Origin of the sequence: Rothia sp. CCM 9418 (assembly GCF_048512825.1) — a bacterium.
In the GTDB taxonomy this organism is placed as follows: domain Bacteria; phylum Actinomycetota; class Actinomycetes; order Actinomycetales; family Micrococcaceae; genus Rothia.
Map to the genome: position 1 here is coordinate 107,258 of NZ_JBLXXX010000002.1, position 19,589 is coordinate 126,846.

The 19,589-nt window shown below is 47.6% G+C and carries 13 protein-coding genes; 3 read left to right on the plus strand and 10 right to left on the minus strand.

Features of this window, described 5'->3' with window-relative positions:
• Window positions 1-50: 50 nt before the first annotated feature.
• From ACN083_RS03255 to smc, 8 genes are all read right to left on the minus strand, one after another.
• The gene (locus ACN083_RS03255) at window positions 51-767 is read right to left on the minus strand and encodes a response regulator (RefSeq protein WP_419101393.1); all 717 of its coding nucleotides are present in this window, start codon (window positions 765-767) and stop codon (window positions 51-53) included.
• Window positions 764-2,125 carry a sensor histidine kinase gene (locus ACN083_RS03260; RefSeq protein WP_419101394.1) on the minus strand — a complete coding sequence of 454 codons (1,362 nt, stop codon included), beginning with the start codon at window positions 2,123-2,125 and terminating at the stop codon, window positions 764-766. The genes ACN083_RS03255 and ACN083_RS03260 overlap by 4 nt, the downstream gene beginning before the upstream one ends.
• Window positions 2,125-3,984: a hypothetical protein gene (locus ACN083_RS03265; RefSeq protein WP_419101395.1), complete on the minus strand. Its 1,860-nt coding sequence runs from the start codon at window positions 3,982-3,984 to the stop codon at window positions 2,125-2,127. The genes ACN083_RS03260 and ACN083_RS03265 overlap by 1 nt, the downstream gene beginning before the upstream one ends.
• Window positions 3,985-4,055: 71 nt before the next feature.
• Window positions 4,056-4,544 (minus strand): NUDIX domain-containing protein, encoded by a 489-nt coding sequence (locus ACN083_RS03270; RefSeq protein ID WP_419101396.1) that lies wholly within the window; start codon window positions 4,542-4,544, stop codon window positions 4,056-4,058.
• Window positions 4,545-4,845: 301 nt separating this feature from the next.
• Complete coding sequence (gene ffh / locus ACN083_RS03275) at window positions 4,846-6,432, minus strand: signal recognition particle protein (protein ID WP_419101397.1); 1,587 nt, start codon at window positions 6,430-6,432, stop codon at window positions 4,846-4,848.
• A gap of 200 nt (window positions 6,433-6,632) precedes the next feature.
• Entirely contained in the window at window positions 6,633-7,733 is a 1,101-nt protein-coding gene (gene ftsY / locus ACN083_RS03280; RefSeq protein ID WP_419101398.1) for a signal recognition particle-docking protein FtsY, read from the minus strand.
• Between the two features lie 104 nt (window positions 7,734-7,837).
• A complete protein-coding gene (locus tag ACN083_RS03285) occupies window positions 7,838-9,202 on the minus strand; it encodes an MFS transporter (RefSeq protein WP_419101399.1) in 1,365 nt (454 codons plus the stop codon).
• Between the two features lie 70 nt (window positions 9,203-9,272).
• The gene (smc, locus tag ACN083_RS03290) at window positions 9,273-12,728 is read right to left on the minus strand and encodes a chromosome segregation protein SMC (protein WP_419101400.1); all 3,456 of its coding nucleotides are present in this window, start codon (window positions 12,726-12,728) and stop codon (window positions 9,273-9,275) included.
• A gap of 248 nt (window positions 12,729-12,976) precedes the next feature.
• Here smc and ACN083_RS03295 point away from each other — a divergent pair, with 248 nt between their 5' ends.
• From ACN083_RS03295 to ACN083_RS03305, 3 genes are all read left to right on the plus strand, one after another.
• Window positions 12,977-14,008 (plus strand): 3-oxoacyl-ACP synthase III, encoded by a 1,032-nt coding sequence (locus ACN083_RS03295; RefSeq protein ID WP_419101401.1) that lies wholly within the window; start codon window positions 12,977-12,979, stop codon window positions 14,006-14,008.
• 120 nt (window positions 14,009-14,128) lie between these two features.
• Window positions 14,129-16,813, plus strand: a complete 2,685-nt coding sequence (locus ACN083_RS03300) for an alpha/beta fold hydrolase (RefSeq protein WP_419101402.1) — start codon at window positions 14,129-14,131, stop codon at window positions 16,811-16,813.
• Window positions 16,807-17,877, plus strand: a complete 1,071-nt coding sequence (locus tag ACN083_RS03305; protein WP_419101403.1) for an NAD-dependent epimerase/dehydratase family protein — start codon at window positions 16,807-16,809, stop codon at window positions 17,875-17,877. Before ACN083_RS03300 ends, ACN083_RS03305 begins: the two co-directional genes overlap by 7 nt.
• A 37-nt stretch (window positions 17,878-17,914) precedes the next feature.
• Here the strand turns inward: ACN083_RS03305 and mutM are convergent, their stop codons facing one another.
• Entirely contained in the window at window positions 17,915-18,895 is a 981-nt protein-coding gene (gene mutM / locus ACN083_RS03310) for a bifunctional DNA-formamidopyrimidine glycosylase/DNA-(apurinic or apyrimidinic site) lyase (protein WP_419101404.1), read from the minus strand.
• Entirely contained in the window at window positions 18,888-19,586 is a 699-nt protein-coding gene (gene rnc, locus ACN083_RS03315) for a ribonuclease III (RefSeq protein ID WP_419101405.1), read from the minus strand. The genes mutM and rnc overlap by 8 nt, the downstream gene beginning before the upstream one ends.
• Window positions 19,587-19,589 lie beyond the last annotated feature (3 nt).

The window sequence follows — 19,589 nt, forward strand, 5'->3', positions numbered from 1 at the left end:
AAAAGCAGAACTCCCCCATAGGACTGATTTCTAGAAGGTTTCCCCTCATATCAGTGAACAAGACCTGTACGATACGCAAAAATTACCGCGTTCACTCGGTCTCGAGAATGAGTTTTTGCCAAAACATTAGATACGTGAGTTTTCACGGTAGATGAACCTAAAAACATCTGCTCCGCAATTTCGGCGTTGGTGAGGCCTTTCGCCAAGTAGCTAAGAGTCTCCCGTTCACGAGCGGTCAAAGACTCCACACGCAGACGATCTTCGGCAGAACATCCTGATACGTTTGAGGACGCACCAGAACTCATAGCTGAAGAAGTATTCAATGATGAAAAGTCAGAGGCGACAGTAATCTTTTGAATAACAGGTAAAGTCACCTCCGGGCTGAGCAAAGCTAAACCTCCATGCACTTGTTCAATGGCTTCTACAAGTTTTTCGGCAGTGCAAGTTTTCAACAAAAAACCACTCGCGCCAGCGTTAAGCGCACCAAAAAGATAATCATCACGGTCAAAGGTGGTCAGCACCAGAACCTTTGACTCCGTCTGTTGAACAATCTGTAATGTCGCGTTAATGCCATCAAGAACAGGCATCTGCACATCCATTAACACGACGTCAGGCTTGAGTTGAAGGCACAAATCTACAGCTTCTTGGCCGTTATGGGCCTCTCCTACGACGTGGATGTTCTCTTCGACAGAAAGAATCATCGAGAACCCGTTACGGACAAGGTCTTGATCATCGGCTAAAAGCACGCGAATAGTCTCTGCACTCATGTATTTTCACTATGTCTTTCTGGTATACGAATATAAACGAACCACCCTTGAGCATTCGTGCGGTGTCCGTAAGTTGCTGAACCTCCTAAAGCCTCAGCGCGCTCTTTAATACCGCATAAACCGTAGTTTGAGGAAGACTTATCTGCAGGTTTCTTCTGAGAGCAACCATCATCAATGACTTCTATTTCAATCCATACTCGCTGGTTGACCTCTACAGAACGAAGAATCACGTGCACTGTACGTGCCAAAGAGTGACGACGCACATTATTCAAAGATTCTTGAATCATCCGATAAATAGAATTCTGCGTCCCCTGCGGGATTTTTGCCAAAAACTTTTCTTCATGTTCAGATTTCAGATACTCTACCTGAAACCCAGAAGCTTCTACTTCAATAAAAAGTTGTTGTAGTTGTTCTAAGGTCGGTTCACTATAGCTGATATTTCCTTGAGCTTTTGACGGCTCTCTATCCTGACGTAGAAGACGTACGATAGAGCGCATCTCTGTAATAGCTGTACTCGCGCTTTGTTCAACGTTTTGTAACGCGTCAACAGCTTTATCGGGGTAACGGTTGAGAAGACGCCGAGCAGCACCAGACTGGACAGAAATAACAGAGATATGGTGACCTACCGAGTCATGCAGTTCGCGTGCTACACGTAAACGTTCGCGCACCACCCTATCTTGTGCAATCTGTTCACTTTGTTGTTCTAGCTCATGACGCTGATTTTCTAATATCTCACTTTGGTAGGCTCGAATCCACGAGATACGGCCCAATGCGATACCTGAGCCAAAATACATCCCATTATTTATGCATAAGGTCAGCAACGTGGCAAGTGAACTATCGATAGGCCCGTTCTGCGCCATCTCGTTGACGTTAAAAAGTGCAACACCGTGAAGAGTCCACGCAATAATAATCCACACAATCGTCAAGAAAATCACGATGTAAACAGACATCCAAGCAAGTTTTCGGTCTTGTCCCCAAGCAATCACCGTATACAGCAAAAATAAGTACGTCACTTGAAAAATTAACGTGAAATATATCGGTGGTGAAACCGTTAACGACGGTGGAACAAAGAATATCAACGTTGCAACAGCAAAGGCCGTTAAAGGGTAGCGTCGTCGAACGGTCAAGGGTAGCACCATCAGCTGAGCCAAGATATAAGACCACAAAATTTCTTGATGGTCATCACCAAAAAGACCTAAGCTCTGGTAGCTGGCCGAAGAGATTAAGGCCAATAATGAGGTAGCCAGAGACAACCAAAGGTCGTAGCGAAAAGACTGTTCAGAAGGAACAGGACGTTGCCAGTCAGGATCAATATCAACGCTCTTTCGCAGGTATTGAGCGATACCATGATGCTCCATCAGCCCTCCGAAAACCGTGAACGCAAAGAACGAAATAACCTTTTAACATGCTTCTTTGCACCTTGATGTTGCTGTTGTTTTTTCTCCTGTTGCTGTTTCTCTACCTCAAGGGCATATTCTCGCAGTTCTTCAAGAACAGATTTCTGAGGTTTAAAAGGTTCAGCAGTTGGCTCTAGCTTCTCCTGTTCTATTTTTTTCTGGTGAAGGTATTTCTGCCCCCAAAGAAACTCTGCGGTTCCCATTCCAGCACATGCCAAAGAAGCTAATGCTTTCAGAGGTGAAGAAACACCAGAACTTTTATCACGATAAGCTAGAACTCCTAGAACCGCTGAAATGCTCAAAGTCAGGGCAGCATCTGCCCGCAATATCCAAGGGTTCTTCTGAAGAATCTCAAACGCATCTTCTTCTATATTTTCTTCAGGTTCTGAAGAAGAGGAAGGCTCAGCAAGTGAGCTTTGAACCAGCAGAGAAAGAGACTCAACTATTTTTTGGGTTTCAACCTCGTTCATCGGTTCAGTGGTAACAAAAATTGCTCGTTGAAGGTCATCTTTTAGAGGTTCTATCTCTTGTTGATGTTCGTGAGCTCTGAAAAATGTTGCATCACATATTTCACGGAAGAATTCTTGTAGCTCCGCAGGCGCACACAAAAGTTGTATCACGGATTCGGCGCTTAGTAAGGACCCATAATCTTGTAAATATAGGTGAAGCCGGTGCATAAAGTTCTCATCGACGTTATACGCCCACATGAATTGTTCAAGTTGTTCTAAGATACGCTGTTTTTGAAAAGGTTCAGGAAGAATACCAGAAAGCTGTTGCATCATTTCTGAAAGGAACGTACCTTTTGCGTATAAGGATTCAGGCAGATGAGGGTTAATGTTTTTTGATGCCCCCCAGAAAAAATCGATAAGGTACCCTTCATGTACGTCAAACAACGGAAGTGGTCTTCTCAAACCATCACGAAGTTTCTCCATCCACGTATCCCATAGGGGGTTGTGCCAGTCATGGTTCTTTTCGTGTGCTGGGATAAAACAGGCTATATGTACGCCGTGAGCAGATGACGTCACCATAATAGCTGGTTGTTGTAGCTGGTATAGCAGTTGTGCAATCAGAAGAGATTTTCCCCAAACAATAGACCAACCAGATTCGCAGTCTTTAACGTCGAGCTGTTCTGTTGCTGACATACGATGTATCTGTTCACGAAGAACATCGGCGCAGACAGGGAAAGTAGCAGCCGTTCCCACCGCAAAAGTGTTAATTTCTAGGCTCTCCCCTAGTGAAGTCAGCTCAATAGAATAGTCTCGCTCTCTCGGTAAAATAATGCTCATCATATCCGCGTCAATACGTTCTTGTATCTGTTGAGCATAGTTTTCAAGAGTTCTCCCGAGCGAGAAGGATCCATCTTTTTCGGGTGTAACAACACGAAGGCCTTCAACAGTCTCAGAACTATCAGGTACGCAAAGAACATGAGCAACTACAGCAGTCATCGTTCTTTCATACACAATGATTTCTGGAGTGTCACTCAGAATATCAGTGAAACTTTGATCAAGCTGATCGTCGGCGTAGAAGAGTTCTTCATCATCTTCGTCTTCTGCCGTATCCTGTTCGAGCGGTTGTTCACTCTCATGTGATGGCAGTTGCTCCGCGTCAGGAATTTTCACATCATCACATTTCAATGAAAAAAGTTCAGTGAGCTGTTCATCAGTGATTCCGGCGTCAAGAGGACCATCTTGATCAAGACCGTATTCTGTTTCGTAGTCAGGCACTGCGCAGTAGCTAAAATGGATTTCTGCCCAAATAACGTTATCTTGTTCCCAAGACACGTTTCCTTCTGAATCTTTAGGAAAAATATTCGACGTCATCACGTTCTTTCTACGCACATTTATGATCGGTAACAGCACCTTCTCACAAGAATACCGTGAGAAAACACCTTCTATGAATCTTCAGAACTCAGTTCAATCATCTGGCCGGTCTCCAAAGCCTCATAACAGGTGCGAAGACGATCCGCTAAAGAGTGTTTAAAATATTGTGTGGCATCGTCTAAAGCTACCCAACGATACCCTAAAAGCTCTTCTGATTGCACGTTGATAGGAGTATCAGAGTCAATGACACCACCATCGTAGAAATAATATGAAGAATCACCCCACACACCCATTTGCAGCCCATGAAAAATGACGAGCAAACGCCCAGGGGTAAGGTCTAACCCGACTTCTTCGAGCACCTCACGAAAACAGCCTCGTTGTGGTGCCTCACCTGTTTCGACGGTCCCACCAGGAAGAGCCCACCCGTCACGGTAATTAGGTTGTACCGCGAGAAACTCATTCTTTTCATTCCGGATTAACGCCCCCGCAGCCATACGTCGTGTCGGTAAAGTCGCAATAAATTGGATAAGTTCTTCTTCAGAAAGATAAGTATCAGCCATCATCGTCTCCTGACCCTTTAGCCTTAAGAACCCTCACGTAGGTTCTTAACGGTATCTATGTCTTAGGCACAACACTACAGGCATTACCGCTCAGCTCTCTCATTTTGGTATAAGAATAACAGGTCTTATTTTTCTTGTGTAACCGTGGAGCAACAGTACGTCAACGACAAGAGCGTGTTGAGCTTTTGATAGCCAAAAACAAAGAAGTCTTTAGTGTTTTTGATATCCGTCATGATGCCACAAAACACTAAAGACTTCCGTATGAGTCACGTAACCGTAGCTCACATATAGTCAAGAAACTTTATTTATCTGAACCTAAAAATTTCTCAAAACCTTTAGGAAGGTTCAGCTCTGAGGCGTCGAAGTCTTGCCCGGTGTTTCCAAAGGCAGAACCAGCAGGCGCACTCTGTTTCTTCTGAGCTGCAGCTAATTGCTGTTCGCGCTTTGCGGGATTACCAGAACGTGCTTTCTTCGCGTTCTTGCCTTTCTTCTTATTGGCTTTACGCGCCGCACCAGCGGCAGCTGCCATCCCCGGCATTTGCATACCGCCGGGCAAACCAGCCATATTGCCAGAGGCAAGTTTCTTCATCATCTTTTGAGCCTGAGCAAAACGTTCCATCAGCTGATTCACTTCAGAAACAGTAACACCAGCACCACGAGCGATACGAGCCCGTCGTGAACCGTTAATAATTTTGGGAGCAACGCGTTCATGCGGTGTCATCGAACGGACGATTGCCTCGACTCGGTCAATTTCACGTTCGTCAAAGGCCTCAAGCTGCTGACGAATCTGAGCGGCTCCAGGCATCATCATCAGCAGTTTTTTCATGGAACCCATTTTGCGAATCTGCTGCATTTGCGCTAAGAAGTCTTCAAACGTGAAGTCCTCTTGGTCAGCAAATTTTTGGGCCATACGGTCGGCTTCAGCTTTATCCCAATTAGCTTCTGCTTGTTCAATGAGAGTGAGCACATCACCCATATCCAAGATGCGAGAAGCCATACGGTCAGGATGGAACTGTTCAAACTCGTCGAGGTTCTCACCTGTAGAAGCAAACATAATCGGTTTGCCCGTCACCGATGCAACAGAAAGCGCTGCACCACCGCGTGCGTCACCATCAAGTTTTGAGAGGACAACACCGGTAAAATCGACACCTTCGTTAAAGGCAAGTGCAGTATTGACAGCGTCTTGACCAATCATCGCGTCAATTACGAAAAGAACTTCATCCGGTTCAATCGCGTTACGGATGTCTCGTGCCTGTTGCATCAATTCGGCGTCGACACCGAGACGACCTGCAGTATCGACAATGACCACGTCATGCAACTTTGCGCGGGCCTCTGCCACACCATCACGAGCAACTTGTACAGGGTCGCCAGTGGGCACATCAAATTCAGAAGTGACGCCGGGATGTGGAGCATAAACGGGTACTCCGGCACGTTCACCAACAACTTTTAGCTGGTTCACTGCGTTAGGACGCTGAAGGTCAGAAGCCACCAGCATCGGCGTGTGTCCTTGGCTCTTGAGCCAGTGCGAGAGTTTTCCAGAAAGGGTGGTTTTACCAGCACCTTGAAGACCGGCAAGCATAATGATGGTAGGCCCAGACTTCGCCATATTGATTCGACGAGTCTGACCACCCAAGATGTTGACAAGTTCTTCATTAACAATTTTGACAATTTGTTGGCTGGGGTTAAGCGCTTCAGAGACTTCTTGCCCCAAAGCACGTTCTTTAACGTGAGCGGTGAACTCTCGTACCACCGGCACTGCAACGTCAGCGTCCAAGAGCGCACGACGGATTTCCCGTACGGTAGCGTCAATATCGGCTTCGGAGAGGCGACCTTTGCCGCGGAGGTTTTTGAAGGTTGCTGTCAACCGGTCAGAGAGTGAATTGAACACGAGTCGTGAACCACTTTCGCTATTTGGGTAGATCGAGGAGAACCTCGTAATTTTTCTGAATCAACTTCTAAGGATAACGCACTTAAAGAAGATGTGCCCTCTCATCATTCATATTCTGGTGAAGAACTTACGCTAAATAGCAAAGAATCTTCACTACCTTATACGGTAGTGAAGATTCTTTGTCTCAGATAAACCGAGTTTTAATCTAAGAGTGCGTTGACAAATTCTTGCGCATCGAAGGGTGCAAGATCGTCGGGGCCTTCGCCCAATCCAACAAGTTTGACAGGGACGCCAAGCTCTTCTTGAATAGCGACCACGATGCCACCTTTAGCGGAGCCATCTAATTTAGTCAGTACGATGCCGGTAATATCAACAACGTCGGAGAAGACTTTTGCTTGCATCATACCGTTCTGTCCGGTTGTTGCATCAATAACGAGTAGAACCTCTGTTACGGGTGCTTCTTTTTCGACAACTCGCTTGATTTTACCGAGTTGATCCATCAGTCCGGCTTTATTTTGTAGACGTCCAGCCGTATCAATCATCACGGTATCTACGCCACGAGAAACACCCTCACGAATCGCTTCATAAGCTACTGAGGCGGGGTCAGCACCGTCTTTTTCAGAACGTATCGTTTCGACGCCGACTCTATCGCCCCACGTTTGTAGCTGGTCGGCAGCCGCTGCACGGAAGGTATCGGCAGCACCCAATAAGAGTTTTTTCTCTTGAGCGACCATCACACGAGAAAGCTTTCCGACAGTGGTCGTTTTGCCAACGCCGTTGACACCCACCACAAGAACTACACCGGGTTTACCGTTCTCTCCCGTGGTGCGTAGAGAACGGTCAGTATCAACACCAACAATCTTTAGCAGTTCTTCGTTGAGCATCTGCTTGACCTGTGTGGGGTTTTCGGTGCCTTCGATGCGTACACGTTGTTGTAGATTTTCTACTAACCGCCCAGATGCATCAGCTCCTAGGTCTGCAAGAAGTAAAGTTTCTTCTACTTCGTCCCACACGTCTTGATCAATTTTGTCTCGTGAGAGAAGAGAAAGAAGCCCTTTTCCAAGGAGATTGTTTGAGCGAGCCAGACGGGCACGTAACCGCACGAGACGGCCAGCTACCGGTGCTGGACGGTCGATAGTAGGTTGCCTGTCAGCGTCTGCAGGTTCACGGTCGTTCGCGTCTCGGGTGGAGTCGTAGCCTTCTGGTGGAGCTTTTGGCCCACGCAGTAACACCGCCAAAACACCGGCGAGGACGAGAACACCAAGGACTATGTACAAGATAAGAGTCAAGGTATCGTTCACTCTTCTAGCTTCTCATACGTGCCCCGCTCATCGGAAAACTTCACCATAAGTTTTCATAAAAATATTGGGGTCAGTGCACTCCCCTTGAGGGCATCTCACATATTTTATCGGCCGGTATACCCTTTTTCAGCAAGGTCTTTCGGGAACCGTGGAGAGCGCCAAGGTAACCACCCGAGCATCATCACCAACAGCAGTGCACCGGACACCCCAAAAGCCCAGTTATAGCCCCAGTGGTCGGCAATCCACCCAGCCAGTAACGGACCAATAATTTGTCCAAGGTCAGCAAACATCTGGTAGGTGGCAAGAACGGTACCACCGGAACGTTCGTTTCCTACGATATCGGCAATAGCAGCTTGCAGGGACGGCCCTAATACGCCAGTTCCAACGCCTGTTGTAATAGAGAAAATGATAAAGAGTACGGGTGAACCAGAAACGCCCACCAAAATAGTAGAAACACCGGCAAGAAGTAGACCATAGAAAATGAGGTTTCGGCGGCCATGCTTATCAGAAAAACGCCCCGAAATGTTTTGGGTAATAGCGTTACCGCCGGCGTAGAAGGCCATCGCTAAACCTGCGAGAACAATCCCACCGTTATTTGGGTCGTAGTTTTCACCGTGATGATAGCTCGCTAAAAGGGCTACGGCAGCAAGAGGCATTAACGCCACACGTAAGCCCAAAGCTGCCCATCCAATAGCAAAGTTTGTGCCTAGACCGGCACGGAAGTTTGTAAACTTCCACGCATTTTTAAGCGATAGTTCAGGTTGTGTTTTAGGCGGAATGGAACCAGCATATTGAGCTTCTTTGAGGTAGAAGAACACCAGAATACATGCAATCAGCAATGCTACCGCGTAAATGACGAAAGGTAGACGCATCCCTAACCCCACCATGAGGGAGCCTACCACTGGCCCTAAAATATTGCCAAGAAGGAAGGCTGTTGCGTAGTACCCAGAAATTTTTCCACGCAAATGCGCAGGAGAATAACGCACTAATAGTCCCATAGCAGAGACGGTAAACATCACAGAGCCGATACCGCCTAATGCACGAAATGCCATCAGGACAGGATAATTCCATGAGATGGCAACGCCGAGAGAGCCTAAGGCAACAATGATCAACCCTGCCATATAGATGGGGCGTTCACCCCAGCGAGCAACGAGTTTTCCAGAAGCCGGAGCAAATAGTAAACGGGTGGCAGCGAACATGCTCACCACAGCAGAAGCGGCTTGTACACCCACATTAAAACTTGCAGCGTATCGAGGAAGAACGGGAGCGATGAGCCCAAAACCTAACGCAATCACAAAAGCAGCAAGAATAAGAACTTTCAAAGGCCCCGGGATGGGAGTTTTTGAACGTTTCTGGGAAGTGCCAGTTTCAGAAAGATTCTGGTATTGTCGAGCTGCTGTCGGGTGTGCCGCCGTAATAGGAATAGCGCCGGTATCAAGATGATTATTGCGTTGATAGGAATCAGACATGGTTCTTTATCTTACTCTCCTCAAAAGTGTTTAGGGTGATGTGATAGTGATAAGACAACAGGTCTTCTCTCTAGGATTCTAAAGCATCACGAATAGATTGGGCGTCTTGGCTGATGACGTTGCTAACCCCTTGAAACATCGTAATGCCGTAGAGAGTCTGGGCGATTTCCATGGTGCGAGGTTTATGCGTAATAATCAGCAGCTGACTCGTCTGACCTAGACGTTCAAAGACTGGTAGGACACGTGAGAGGTTACGGTCGTCTAAAGCAGCTTCGACTTCATCAAGTACATAAAACGGTGCAGGTCTAGCCTCAAAAATTGCAGTCACTAGTGCTAAAGATGCTAACGCACGTTCCCCGCCAGAGAGCAAAGAGAGCCTTTGTACTTTTTTGTCTGCAGGTCGCGCATGAATTTCAATTCCGCAATTGAGTAAATCTTCGTCATCAGTTAGCGCTAAGGTACCTTCTCCGCCGGGGAAAAGTTCTGCAAAGATTCGTTCAAAGGCGTCTTTAGTCTGCTCAAATGCCTCAACAAAAGCAGTTTTCATATGGCGGTTTAACTCTGCCATCAGCGAGCGCATTGAGGCTCTGGATTTCTTCAGATCAGTGATTTGGGTGTGCAGGTATTGTTGGCGTTCGTCTAGGGCTTGGTATTCTTCTAAGGCTAGAGGGTTGACGGTTCCTAGTGTTTTGAGTCGTTGTTGTTCTTGGTGCAGGTTTTTTTCGAGTTCGGCACAGTGGGGTGTGTTGTTCTGGAGGTAGTTTTGGTGGGTTTCGAGGAGTTCTTCAATGGTGCAGCCGAGTTCTTCGTTAAGACGTTGGTTGAGGTTTTCGTAGCGGATACTGCTCTGAGCTTTTTTGAGGCTGAGTTTTTGTAAGGTGTTGGTCAGTGTTTGATGTTGGTGTGTGATGTCTGCTAGTTCGTCTTCGATGTTCTGGCAGGTGTGGTTGAGGGTGCTGAATTCTTCGCTGAGGGCACGGTAGTGCTGCTGTTGTTGAGAGTGTTCTTGGGTGAGTGTTTCTAGGAGTTTTTGGGCGCATTGTGCCACAGTGTTAGCGCGTTGTTGTTGGAGTAGGCGTTGTTGTTCGTGTTGTTGTTCTTGTGCGGTGTGTTCTTGAAGTGTGTTGAGGTGGGTTTCTAGTTCTTGAAGTTTTTCTTGGTTTAGCTGTAGGTATTGTTGGGTGTGTGTGAGTGAGTTTTGGGCGATGGTGCGTTGGTGTGAGAGGTGCTCTAGTTCTTCTTTAAGGGTGTTATGTTCTTGGAGCTGTTGTGGGTTTTCAGGGGGTTGTTGTTTTTGTAGGGTGGTGATGGTTTGGTTGAGGTGTTCTAGTAGTTGTGCGTGTTCTTGTTCTTCGGTGCGGTATCGTGCGAGTTTTTTCTGTTGGTATTGGTGTTGTTCTTGTTCGTGGCGGTGTTGTGTGGTGAGTTGGGCGTGTTCTGTTTCTAAACGGTGGATAGTTTTTTGTATTTTTCCGATGTGACGTGCTGTTTCGTGTTCTTGTTCTTTGATTTGAGCAAGTTTTTGGGTGTGGCGGTCGTGTTGTTTTTGGGCTTCTTGTTCTAGCGTTTCTGCGTGGGTGAGTTCTTGGGTGAGTGCGCTAATCTGTGCCGCTATTTCGAGGTGGTTATCTTCGGGTTCTGCGGTGTTGTAGCTGTAGTTGGTGTAGCGTCGTCCCTGCGAATCGTAGATGACGATGTGTGGATGTTGTTCTAGAAGATGGTGTTGGTCTTCTGTGAATTCTGGGGTGAAGTAGATGTGGGTTAGGGCTTGTTGAAGTATTTGTTGTGCGTTGGGGTGTTCTGTGCTGACACAGTGTATTGCTGGGGTAAGCCCGTTAATGTTTTCGGTGTGAGTTGTTGGGGTGTTGTGTGGGGCGAAGAGTGTGTTGTGGGAGGTGTTGTAGGTAGGTTTTTCGTAGAGGTAGCTTTGCGCATATTTTCCTAGTGCGTGCGCTATGGCTCGTTCTTTTCCTTGCTGAATCTGAATGAGACGGTGAAGAGGGTTGCCGGTGTGTTCTGGGGTGTTCTCTTCAGGTGTTTGAAGGAGCTGTTTAAGGCTTGTAATGCTTGCTTGTAGGGTGTGTACGGCGATGGCTCGTTGTGTGCAGATGTTTCTACTGTGTTCGCTCTTGCGGGCGTATTCTTCGTGTTTTAGGCGTAGCTGTTGCTGTTGTTGTTCTTCGTGTTGCAGAGTTTTTGTGTGCTCTTGCAGGGTGTGGGTGAGCTGGTCAAGATTCTGGGCGTAGTTTTGGTGTTGTGTTTGAGCGTTTTTAAGTTCTTCTCGGTAGCGTTGGTGTTCAGCGCGGATTCTTTCATATTTGGCGCGTAGGCTGGCTCGTTCGGTAATGCTGTGGGTTAGGCGTTCTTGATGTTCTTTGCGGCGGTGTTGCTGTTGTTGTATCTGTTCTTGGCAGCGTTCTATTTTTTGGTGTTGTTGCTCGTATCGTAGGGTGAGGTCTTGCAGAGTGTGGGTCAGGTCTTCGCATTGTTGGCGGAGTTGTTGTTCTTCTGCTTTTTCTTGGGTGATGGAATCTTCGGTACGGTGAAGATGCTGTTGGTAGCTTTCAAGAGAGTTATTTTTTTCGGTGAGGCGGGTTCTCTCCTGTGCTAGTGCTCTAAGAGATTGTGTTGCTGCCATGATTTTTTCGAGTTCTTGAAGGTTCTCGTGCTGTTCTTGACGGCGTTGGTCAAGTTGTGTTTGCAGAGCGTGGTGTTGTGTTTTCTTGTTGTGGCAGGTGTTGAGAGTCTCGGTAAGTTTTCGGTGTTGGATCTGTGTTTTTTGGTAGAGGTCTTCGTCTTGGGTGTGTTCTTGGTGTTGTGTGAGTGCTTCGTGTGCGAGAAGTTTTTCGCGTAGTTCTCGTATCTGTGCTTGGATTTCGTAAGCGGTGCGGGCGTTTGTGGCTTGTTCGCCGAGTGGTTTGAGTTGGTTGGTGAGTTCTTTGTTGAGGTCTTCGAGACGGTTGAGGTCGGCTTTCATCGCGTGGAGTTTACGTTCTGTTTTTTCTGCTCGACGACGGTAAGTGAGGATTCCGGCGGCTTGTTCGATGAGGGCTCGTCGTTCGGTAGCTGAAGATTGGAGGGCTTTGTCGATGTGTCCTTGCCCGATGATGGAGTGTTCTCCTTTAGCGATGGACGCCGTGTTAAAAAGTTCTTGAACGTCGCTTAGTCGTACGGTAGTACCGTTAATTTCGTATTCTGAGCCGCCTCCGCGGAAGAGGGTTCGTGATATTTCGACGGTGCTATGAGGTAAAGGGAGTTCGTGCTCTGAATTGTCGAGAACGAGAGTGACTTTCGCTCGTCCTAGTGGACTTTTGTGGGAGGTTCCGGCAAAAATGACGTCTTGCATGGCTGATCCACGGAGGTTTTTGCTGCCTTGTTCTCCTAACACCCATAGGAGTGCGTCTACGACGTTGGATTTACCTGAGCCGTTAGGTCCGATGATGGCGTTGATACCGTCGTTAAAGTCAAAGACCGTGGTTGAGGCGAAGGATTTGAATCCACGTAAGGTCATAGAGATGAGGCGCACAGGATTCCTTTCTCCAAGGTGCTATAGGTTGGTGGTAGCCAAAAAATTTGATTCTTTACTAGCACATATAGTGTGAGATTATCCCTTGAGCTAAATATGTACTAGAGGTGTTTTTGGCACCTAGAATGTTCATAGGTTGCCATCAAGGGTTTCCTCTCCCCTGGTGTTTGTGTTGGGTTTATGAGATGTTCTCTCAATAGATAAGTCTAAGACATACACCCCGAACGTGGACGAAAGCAAGTATCGCATTGACCGCTAACTCTGATATCCGTCATTCTGATGTGGCGTTATTATCCATTGAATATGAAATCCCTTCTGAGGTTGTCACATCAACCTATTTTGATGAAAAACTCGCTCAAACATATCAAAGGCTGAGGCTTCCTAAAGGTCTGTTAGAGCGTTTAGCAGGCATTTCTGAACGTCGTTCATGGGGTGCGCAGATGACCTTTGAAGATGGTGCCGTATCTGCGGCGCAAAAGGCGTTAGATGCTGCCGGTATTTCTGGCGATCGTATTGGTTTGATGATTAATGCTTCTGTCACTCGAAGTCATTTTGAACCAGCCGTTGCTGTGGGCATTCATGATCGTTTAGGGCTTCCGGCACACACCTTAGAGTTCGATATGACCAATGCGTGTTTAGGGTTTGTTAACGCGATGACAGTTGCCGCTACCATGATTGATGCTCATGCTATTGATTATGCGTTGGTAGTTGCGGGGGAAGATCCTTCACCGTGGCATGAGACAGCATTACGTATCCTCGACAAGCCTGAAACCACACGTGATGATGTGTTAGCACAATTTGCGACGTTAACTCTTGGTTCGGGGGCGGCGGCAGCTGTTTTAGGTCGCCATAGTTTACACCCGCAAGGGCATCGGCTGGTAGGTTCTGTCTCGCGTGCAGGTACGGAGCATCGTCATCTTTGCGTCGGTGGAAATGCCGCTGAAGGGATGAACACCGATGCTGCAGGCCTGTTGAAACATGGTTTAGAGTTGGTTGCTCAGACATGGGAAGAGGCTCATCATCGAGGGTGGGATTGGACTGATATGAATTCTTATGTGACACATCAGATTTCTAATGCTCACACGAACGCCATTATTGAAGCTGTTGGTATTGATTCGGAAAAGATCCCGATGACTTTCCCCTATTGGGGTAATGTTGCGGCGGCGGCTTTGCCCATGACATTAGCGCAAGAAGCCCCAACATATCGTGTTGGGGATCGTATTTTATGTATGGGGGTTGGTTCTGGTTTGAATACGTCGCTGATGGAGATTCTCTGGTAGTTCTGCCCTGTTCTTGTATCTCAAAAAAGAATAATAGTTTTCTATCCTTCTCCTCCGTGAGAAGGTTCCTCTTTCCCTACATAGCTGGGGTGAAGAAACTCCATGAAAGGTTCCGTTGCAGTGACTCATTCCCTTTTTTCTTCTGCCGCACAATGGCCCGGTGTTGACCCTCAATGGTTGCATCGTCTTGAAGTGTGTTCTACGAGCGCTGTAGATGCTGGACAGCGTCGTTCGTGGAGTTATCTGGATAATCTTCCAACGTTGGAGAAGAATTCTTTGGAGCCGGTGGGCACGATTCTTGCCGTCCATGGAAACCCGACGTGGTCATATATTTGGAGAAATATTCTTCAAGCGGGTGCTCACCCTGAGAATAGGTGGCGTGTTATTGCCGTTGACCAGCTAGATATGGGGTATTCAGAGCGTACCGGCACGGTGCGCCGTCTTGAAGATCGAGTGCAGGACTTATCAGATTTTACGAAAACAATCGGATTAGATGATAGTACACAACCGGTAGTGACTCTTGCCCATGACTGGGGCGGGTTGGTCTCTTTGGGGTGGGCTTTAGAACACCAAAATATTTTGAGCGGAATCTTATTAACAAATACTGCAGTCTTTCATGCTGAAGGTTCAGCTATTCCAGCACCATTACAGGTTGCCCTTGCCCCTGGGGTACACCGTTGGGGTACACAAAAAAGTACCGCGTTCTTAGATGTGACTTTATCTTTGGTGGGGCAAAACCGATTATCTCAACAGGTTCGTGCCGCGTATCGTTCGCCTTATACGTCGTCGAATCTTCGTGAAGGTATCCGCAATTTTGTTGTTGATATACCCGCAACGCCTCAGAGCCCTTCCTATGCAATGATGCAGAACATTGCAGAGGGCATCCGTCACCTTCAAGTGCCAGCTTTTTTTCAGTGGGGTGTTCAAGACCCTGTCTTTACCCGTCCCTATTTAGCAGACTTGATGCGCAGAATGCCGCATGCAGATGTTCATTGTTATGAGAATTCTTCACATTTAGTGATGGAAGACCAAGATGTTGCTACCCCATTTTTTGAATGGCTTCATGAACATTTCATGCAAGAACACACGTTACGTCAGCAGCATGTTCAGCGTCGTGCAAAGAACGTTCATAGTAAGAGTTTCGTTCCCATGGGTGCACAACTTGAACAACGGCGTGAAGAAAAGACGCTAGCTGTTGTCGATATGCATCCCAAAGATTCTACGCGCATAGCACGCCACTATACGTGGGCAGAACTTGCTCAGAATGTAGAACGTGTTGCTAATGGGCTTGAAGATTTAGGTGTTCGACCTCAATCACGAGTGAATTTGATGATTCCCCCCGGCGCACTACTGACAACATGTATGTATGCGTGTCTAAAAATTGGGGCTATCGTTGTTGTTGCTGATACTGGTCTTGGAGCCAAAGGCCTGACTCGGGCGCTGAAGGGGGCAAGACCAGATTATCTGATTGGTATCCCTCAAGCATTAGCAGCAGCAAAGGCTTTCGGTTGGCCAGGGTTCAGAATATCGGCGGAGCCACTCACCGGTGTGATGAAAAAAGTTCTTGGTGTTAGAGCGACTCTGGCAGATTTTACCGATACTAGTGTTCGGTCTCGCCCCGTTCGAGATGCTCAAGAGCATGCAGCAGTGCTATACACTTCGGGTTCAACAGGGCCAGCTAAGGGAGTGCTCTACACTCAACAACAGCTGAGCGCGATGCGAGATGCCATTATGAGCACCTATCATCTGCACCAAAATACGGGACTTGTTGCAGGATTCGCACCCTTTGCCTTATTAGGACCAGCCCTTGGCGTAACAAGTGTTACCCCAACAATGGATGTGACCCAACCTAAGACTCTTACCGCCTCAGCATTAGCTCACGCGGTAGAAGCAATTTCCGCACAAACGGTGTTTCTCTCCCCTTCCGCATTAATGAATGTGGTCAGAACCTCCGTAGCATTAGGAGAGCAAGAAAAACATGCTTTAGCTCAGGTACGCACCGTACTTTCTGCAGGTGCCCCATTGAGCACCTCGCTCTTAGAAGCTGTTCATGCGATTCTTCCGCACGCAAGCATCCACACCCCCTATGGTATGACAGAGGCTCTACCCATCACAGATATATCCTATGAACAGATACAAGACGCAGCCGCTGACGCTGCATCTAAAAATGTTTTAGGTGCAGGAAATGGTGTCTGTGTTGGAACGCCGATAGCAGGTGCACAGGTGAGTATAGCGCCGCTAGACAAAAACGGTGTAGCGGGGGTAGAACATCATCAGATTCCCGGTGTGACCGGTGAGATTCTGGTGCGTGCACCTCACGTCAAAGACCGTTATGACAGGCTGTGGGTCACAGAGCACCAATCAATAGCCACACCGGGCTGGCATCATACTGGAGATGTGGGGCATTTAGATGAGCACGGCAGACTATGGGTTGAAGGAAGACTCTCACATATTATTTTGGGTGCTCAAGGAATATACACCCCTGTAGCGGCTGAGCATGCCGCCGAAAAAATTATGGGCGTACGACGTGCAGCGGTCGTGTCTGTTGGCCCTGCCGGTTGTGCTCAAGCTATTGCGGTGGTTGAAACAGACCCACAGACCCGTAAAAATGGTCTTGCCAGTGTAAAGCTGACACAAAAAATTCGTAACCAAGTGTTTGAGGAAACCGGAATTAGCCTCTGCGCGGTACTTGCCGTGAAAGAGCACCCAACCGATATCCGTCATAATTCAAAAATTGACCGTACATTACTGGCACAGTGGGCAGAGAAGGTTCTCTCTGGAGAGAAAGCGAAAGTATCGTGGTAAAAACACCGGTTTCTTTACATCCTTTACCAGATATTGCACCGGTAAGAGAACGTCAAGAGCGTGTCCTTGTGACCGGCGCTTCAGGGTTGTTAGGTCGAGAAGTTGCCCTCGACTTTTTACGACGCGGATATCAAGTGCGTCTTGTTCAACGCCGCGATGCACAGCTTCAGAAGATATTACCACCGGCTTTAGCTCAAAACCTTTCCCAGATACGCGCCGACTTAGGTGACAAGAACCGTTTAGAAGAAGCTGTTGACGGTTGTGATGGGGTGGTTCATCTAGCTGCTAAAGTATCTTTCGCTGGAAGCTGGGAAGAGTTTTATCAGACGAACGTTCAAGGCACACAGAACCTTCTTCAAGCCGCGGCACATCACTCAATCACCCGTTTTTTGTATATTTCTTCGCCCTCCGTAGCTCATACTGGGGTGTCTTTTATGGGTGCAGATAATACTGCTGCAGCACCCGAACGCACTAGAGGATATTATGCGCGTTCAAAAGCTATTGCCGAACACCTCGTACTCGCAGAAAATAGTGAACGCTTCCACACGGCAGCGCTACGACCGCATATTGTGTGGGGCCCATCCGATACACAACTTGTTGAACGTGTCTTAGAACGAGCTGCAGCAGGAAGGCTTCCCCTGCTGAACGACGGTACAGCACTCATTGACACCACCTATATTGACAATGCGGTAGATGCTATCGTAACCGGTTATGAACGGTTAGAGAATATTCAGGGACAAGCACTCGTGATTACTAATGGACAGCCGCGACCGGTGGCAGAAATAATCCACCACATGTGCACGGCCGTGGGTATTGAACCGCCCAAACGCTCTGTACCAGCAACATTAGCCCGCGCCCTCGGTAGCGTCATTGAGAAAGTATGGGAAAAATACCCTGGAGAAGACGAACCGCCCATGACACGTTTCTTAGCAGAACAGTTATCAACTGCTCATTGGTTTGACCAACGACGAACCCAAGAACTTCTCGATTGGGCGCCCAAAGTATCGTTAGAAGAAGGATACGAACGGTTAGCGCAGTTCTATCAAGACCGATACCGACACTAAAAAGTGCCCTGAAGCGTATCTGCTTCAGGGCACTTCTCTACGATGAAGTTTTCTTTTGACGCGGGGCACGTTGGCATCTCGGGCAACGATAACAGCTCCGTTTCATCATCACCTCACGAATGATGGTACTCTCTACCCCATTTTCTTGGCACCGGTAGCACAGCTGTCCTTCACGCCCATAAGCGTTCAAAGAACGATCAAAATACCCAGATTCCCCGTTAACGTTGACATAGAGGGCGTCAAAGCTAGTTCCTCCAGCTTCTAAAGCCTGTGAGAAGACCTCTTGTATTGAGTGAACGAGTTCTCGGGTCTTTGCCAGGCTCATAGTTTTTGCTTGTTTCGCGTAGTGAAGACGCGCTCGCCATAGCGCTTCGTCAGCGTAAATATTGCCGACTCCTGAAATAGTTGACTGGTCCAGTAGTAGACGTTTGATGGCGCTGGATGTTTTGAGCATTTTCTGTCGAAACTCGTCAATATCAAAATTCGTATCTAAAGGATCTCGTGCAATATGGTTCAGACTTTGCGGAATATACGGTAACGATAATGTGCTTGCGCTAGATGCGGATACAGGGTGTTGTCGTGTATCCGATACGGGAATAAGCGTATCAAGGTACATTCCACCAAAAATTCTTTGATCCACAAAACGTAGCTGTTCAGCAGCAGGTTCTGCTGTGGAGTGATGGTCTTGATTCCCTAGAGTTACCGTGATTTTGAGGTGTTTTTCTGGCGGGAACTTTGAGGTTTTAAAAAGGATTTGACCGCTCATACCTAGGTGTATGACAAGAGCTGTTTCAAGACGGGTACCATCAGCGTTTTCGAGGATGATCCAGAGGTATTTTCCGCGTCGTACGACGTCAATAATTGTCGTATCTTTGAGGGTGTGTGCAAACTCTTCAGGCGTATTCTCGCTACGGCGGATAGAGCGGGTATCGTGAACGTTCACGCCTGTAATACGTTTGCCCAGCGCGTGTGTGAGCATTCCACGGCGTACGACTTCAACTTCAGGTAGTTCAGGCATCCTGATGGTGTGATTGTAGTTCTTTACACGTTTTTTGGGCTGCTAAACGTTCTGATTCTTTTTTGGAGCTTGCAACACCTTGATGATAAGTGGTGTTAGCGATATGAACGGTAGCAGTGTATTCGGGGGCGTGTTCAGGCCCTGAGACGGATACTTCGTAGCGGATGTCCCCGAGTTTTTGGGATTGCACGATTTCTTGAAGTTCGGTTTTCCAGTCTCGTCCGGCGTCAAGGATTTCTTGATCATCGAGCATAGGTGCGATGAGTTCGAGGACGAGGTCACGGGCACGGTCACGTCCGAGGGTGATATAACACATTCCGAAGATGGCTTCGAGGGTGTCGGCGAGAATGGAATCTTTATCTGCTCCGCCAGTTTTTTCTTCGCCTTTTCCTAACCAGAGGTAAGCGCCTAGGTTTAGGGTTCGTGCAACTTTTGCTAGTGCCCATGATGAGACAACAACATGGTGTCGGCGTACGAGTTCCCCTTCAGGCTCGTTGGGGAAACGACGATAAACGTCTTCGGCAATAGCCAGTGAAAGCACGGAGTCACCGAGGAACTCTAGTCTTTCGTTGTGGGGTGTTCCAGGGTTCTCAAAAGAGTAGGAACGGTGTACGAGTGCTTGCTGAAACGTCTCGGTATCAATATTGAGACCGAGACGTTTCAACAATTCTGATGAATCAGAGTTATTCATACT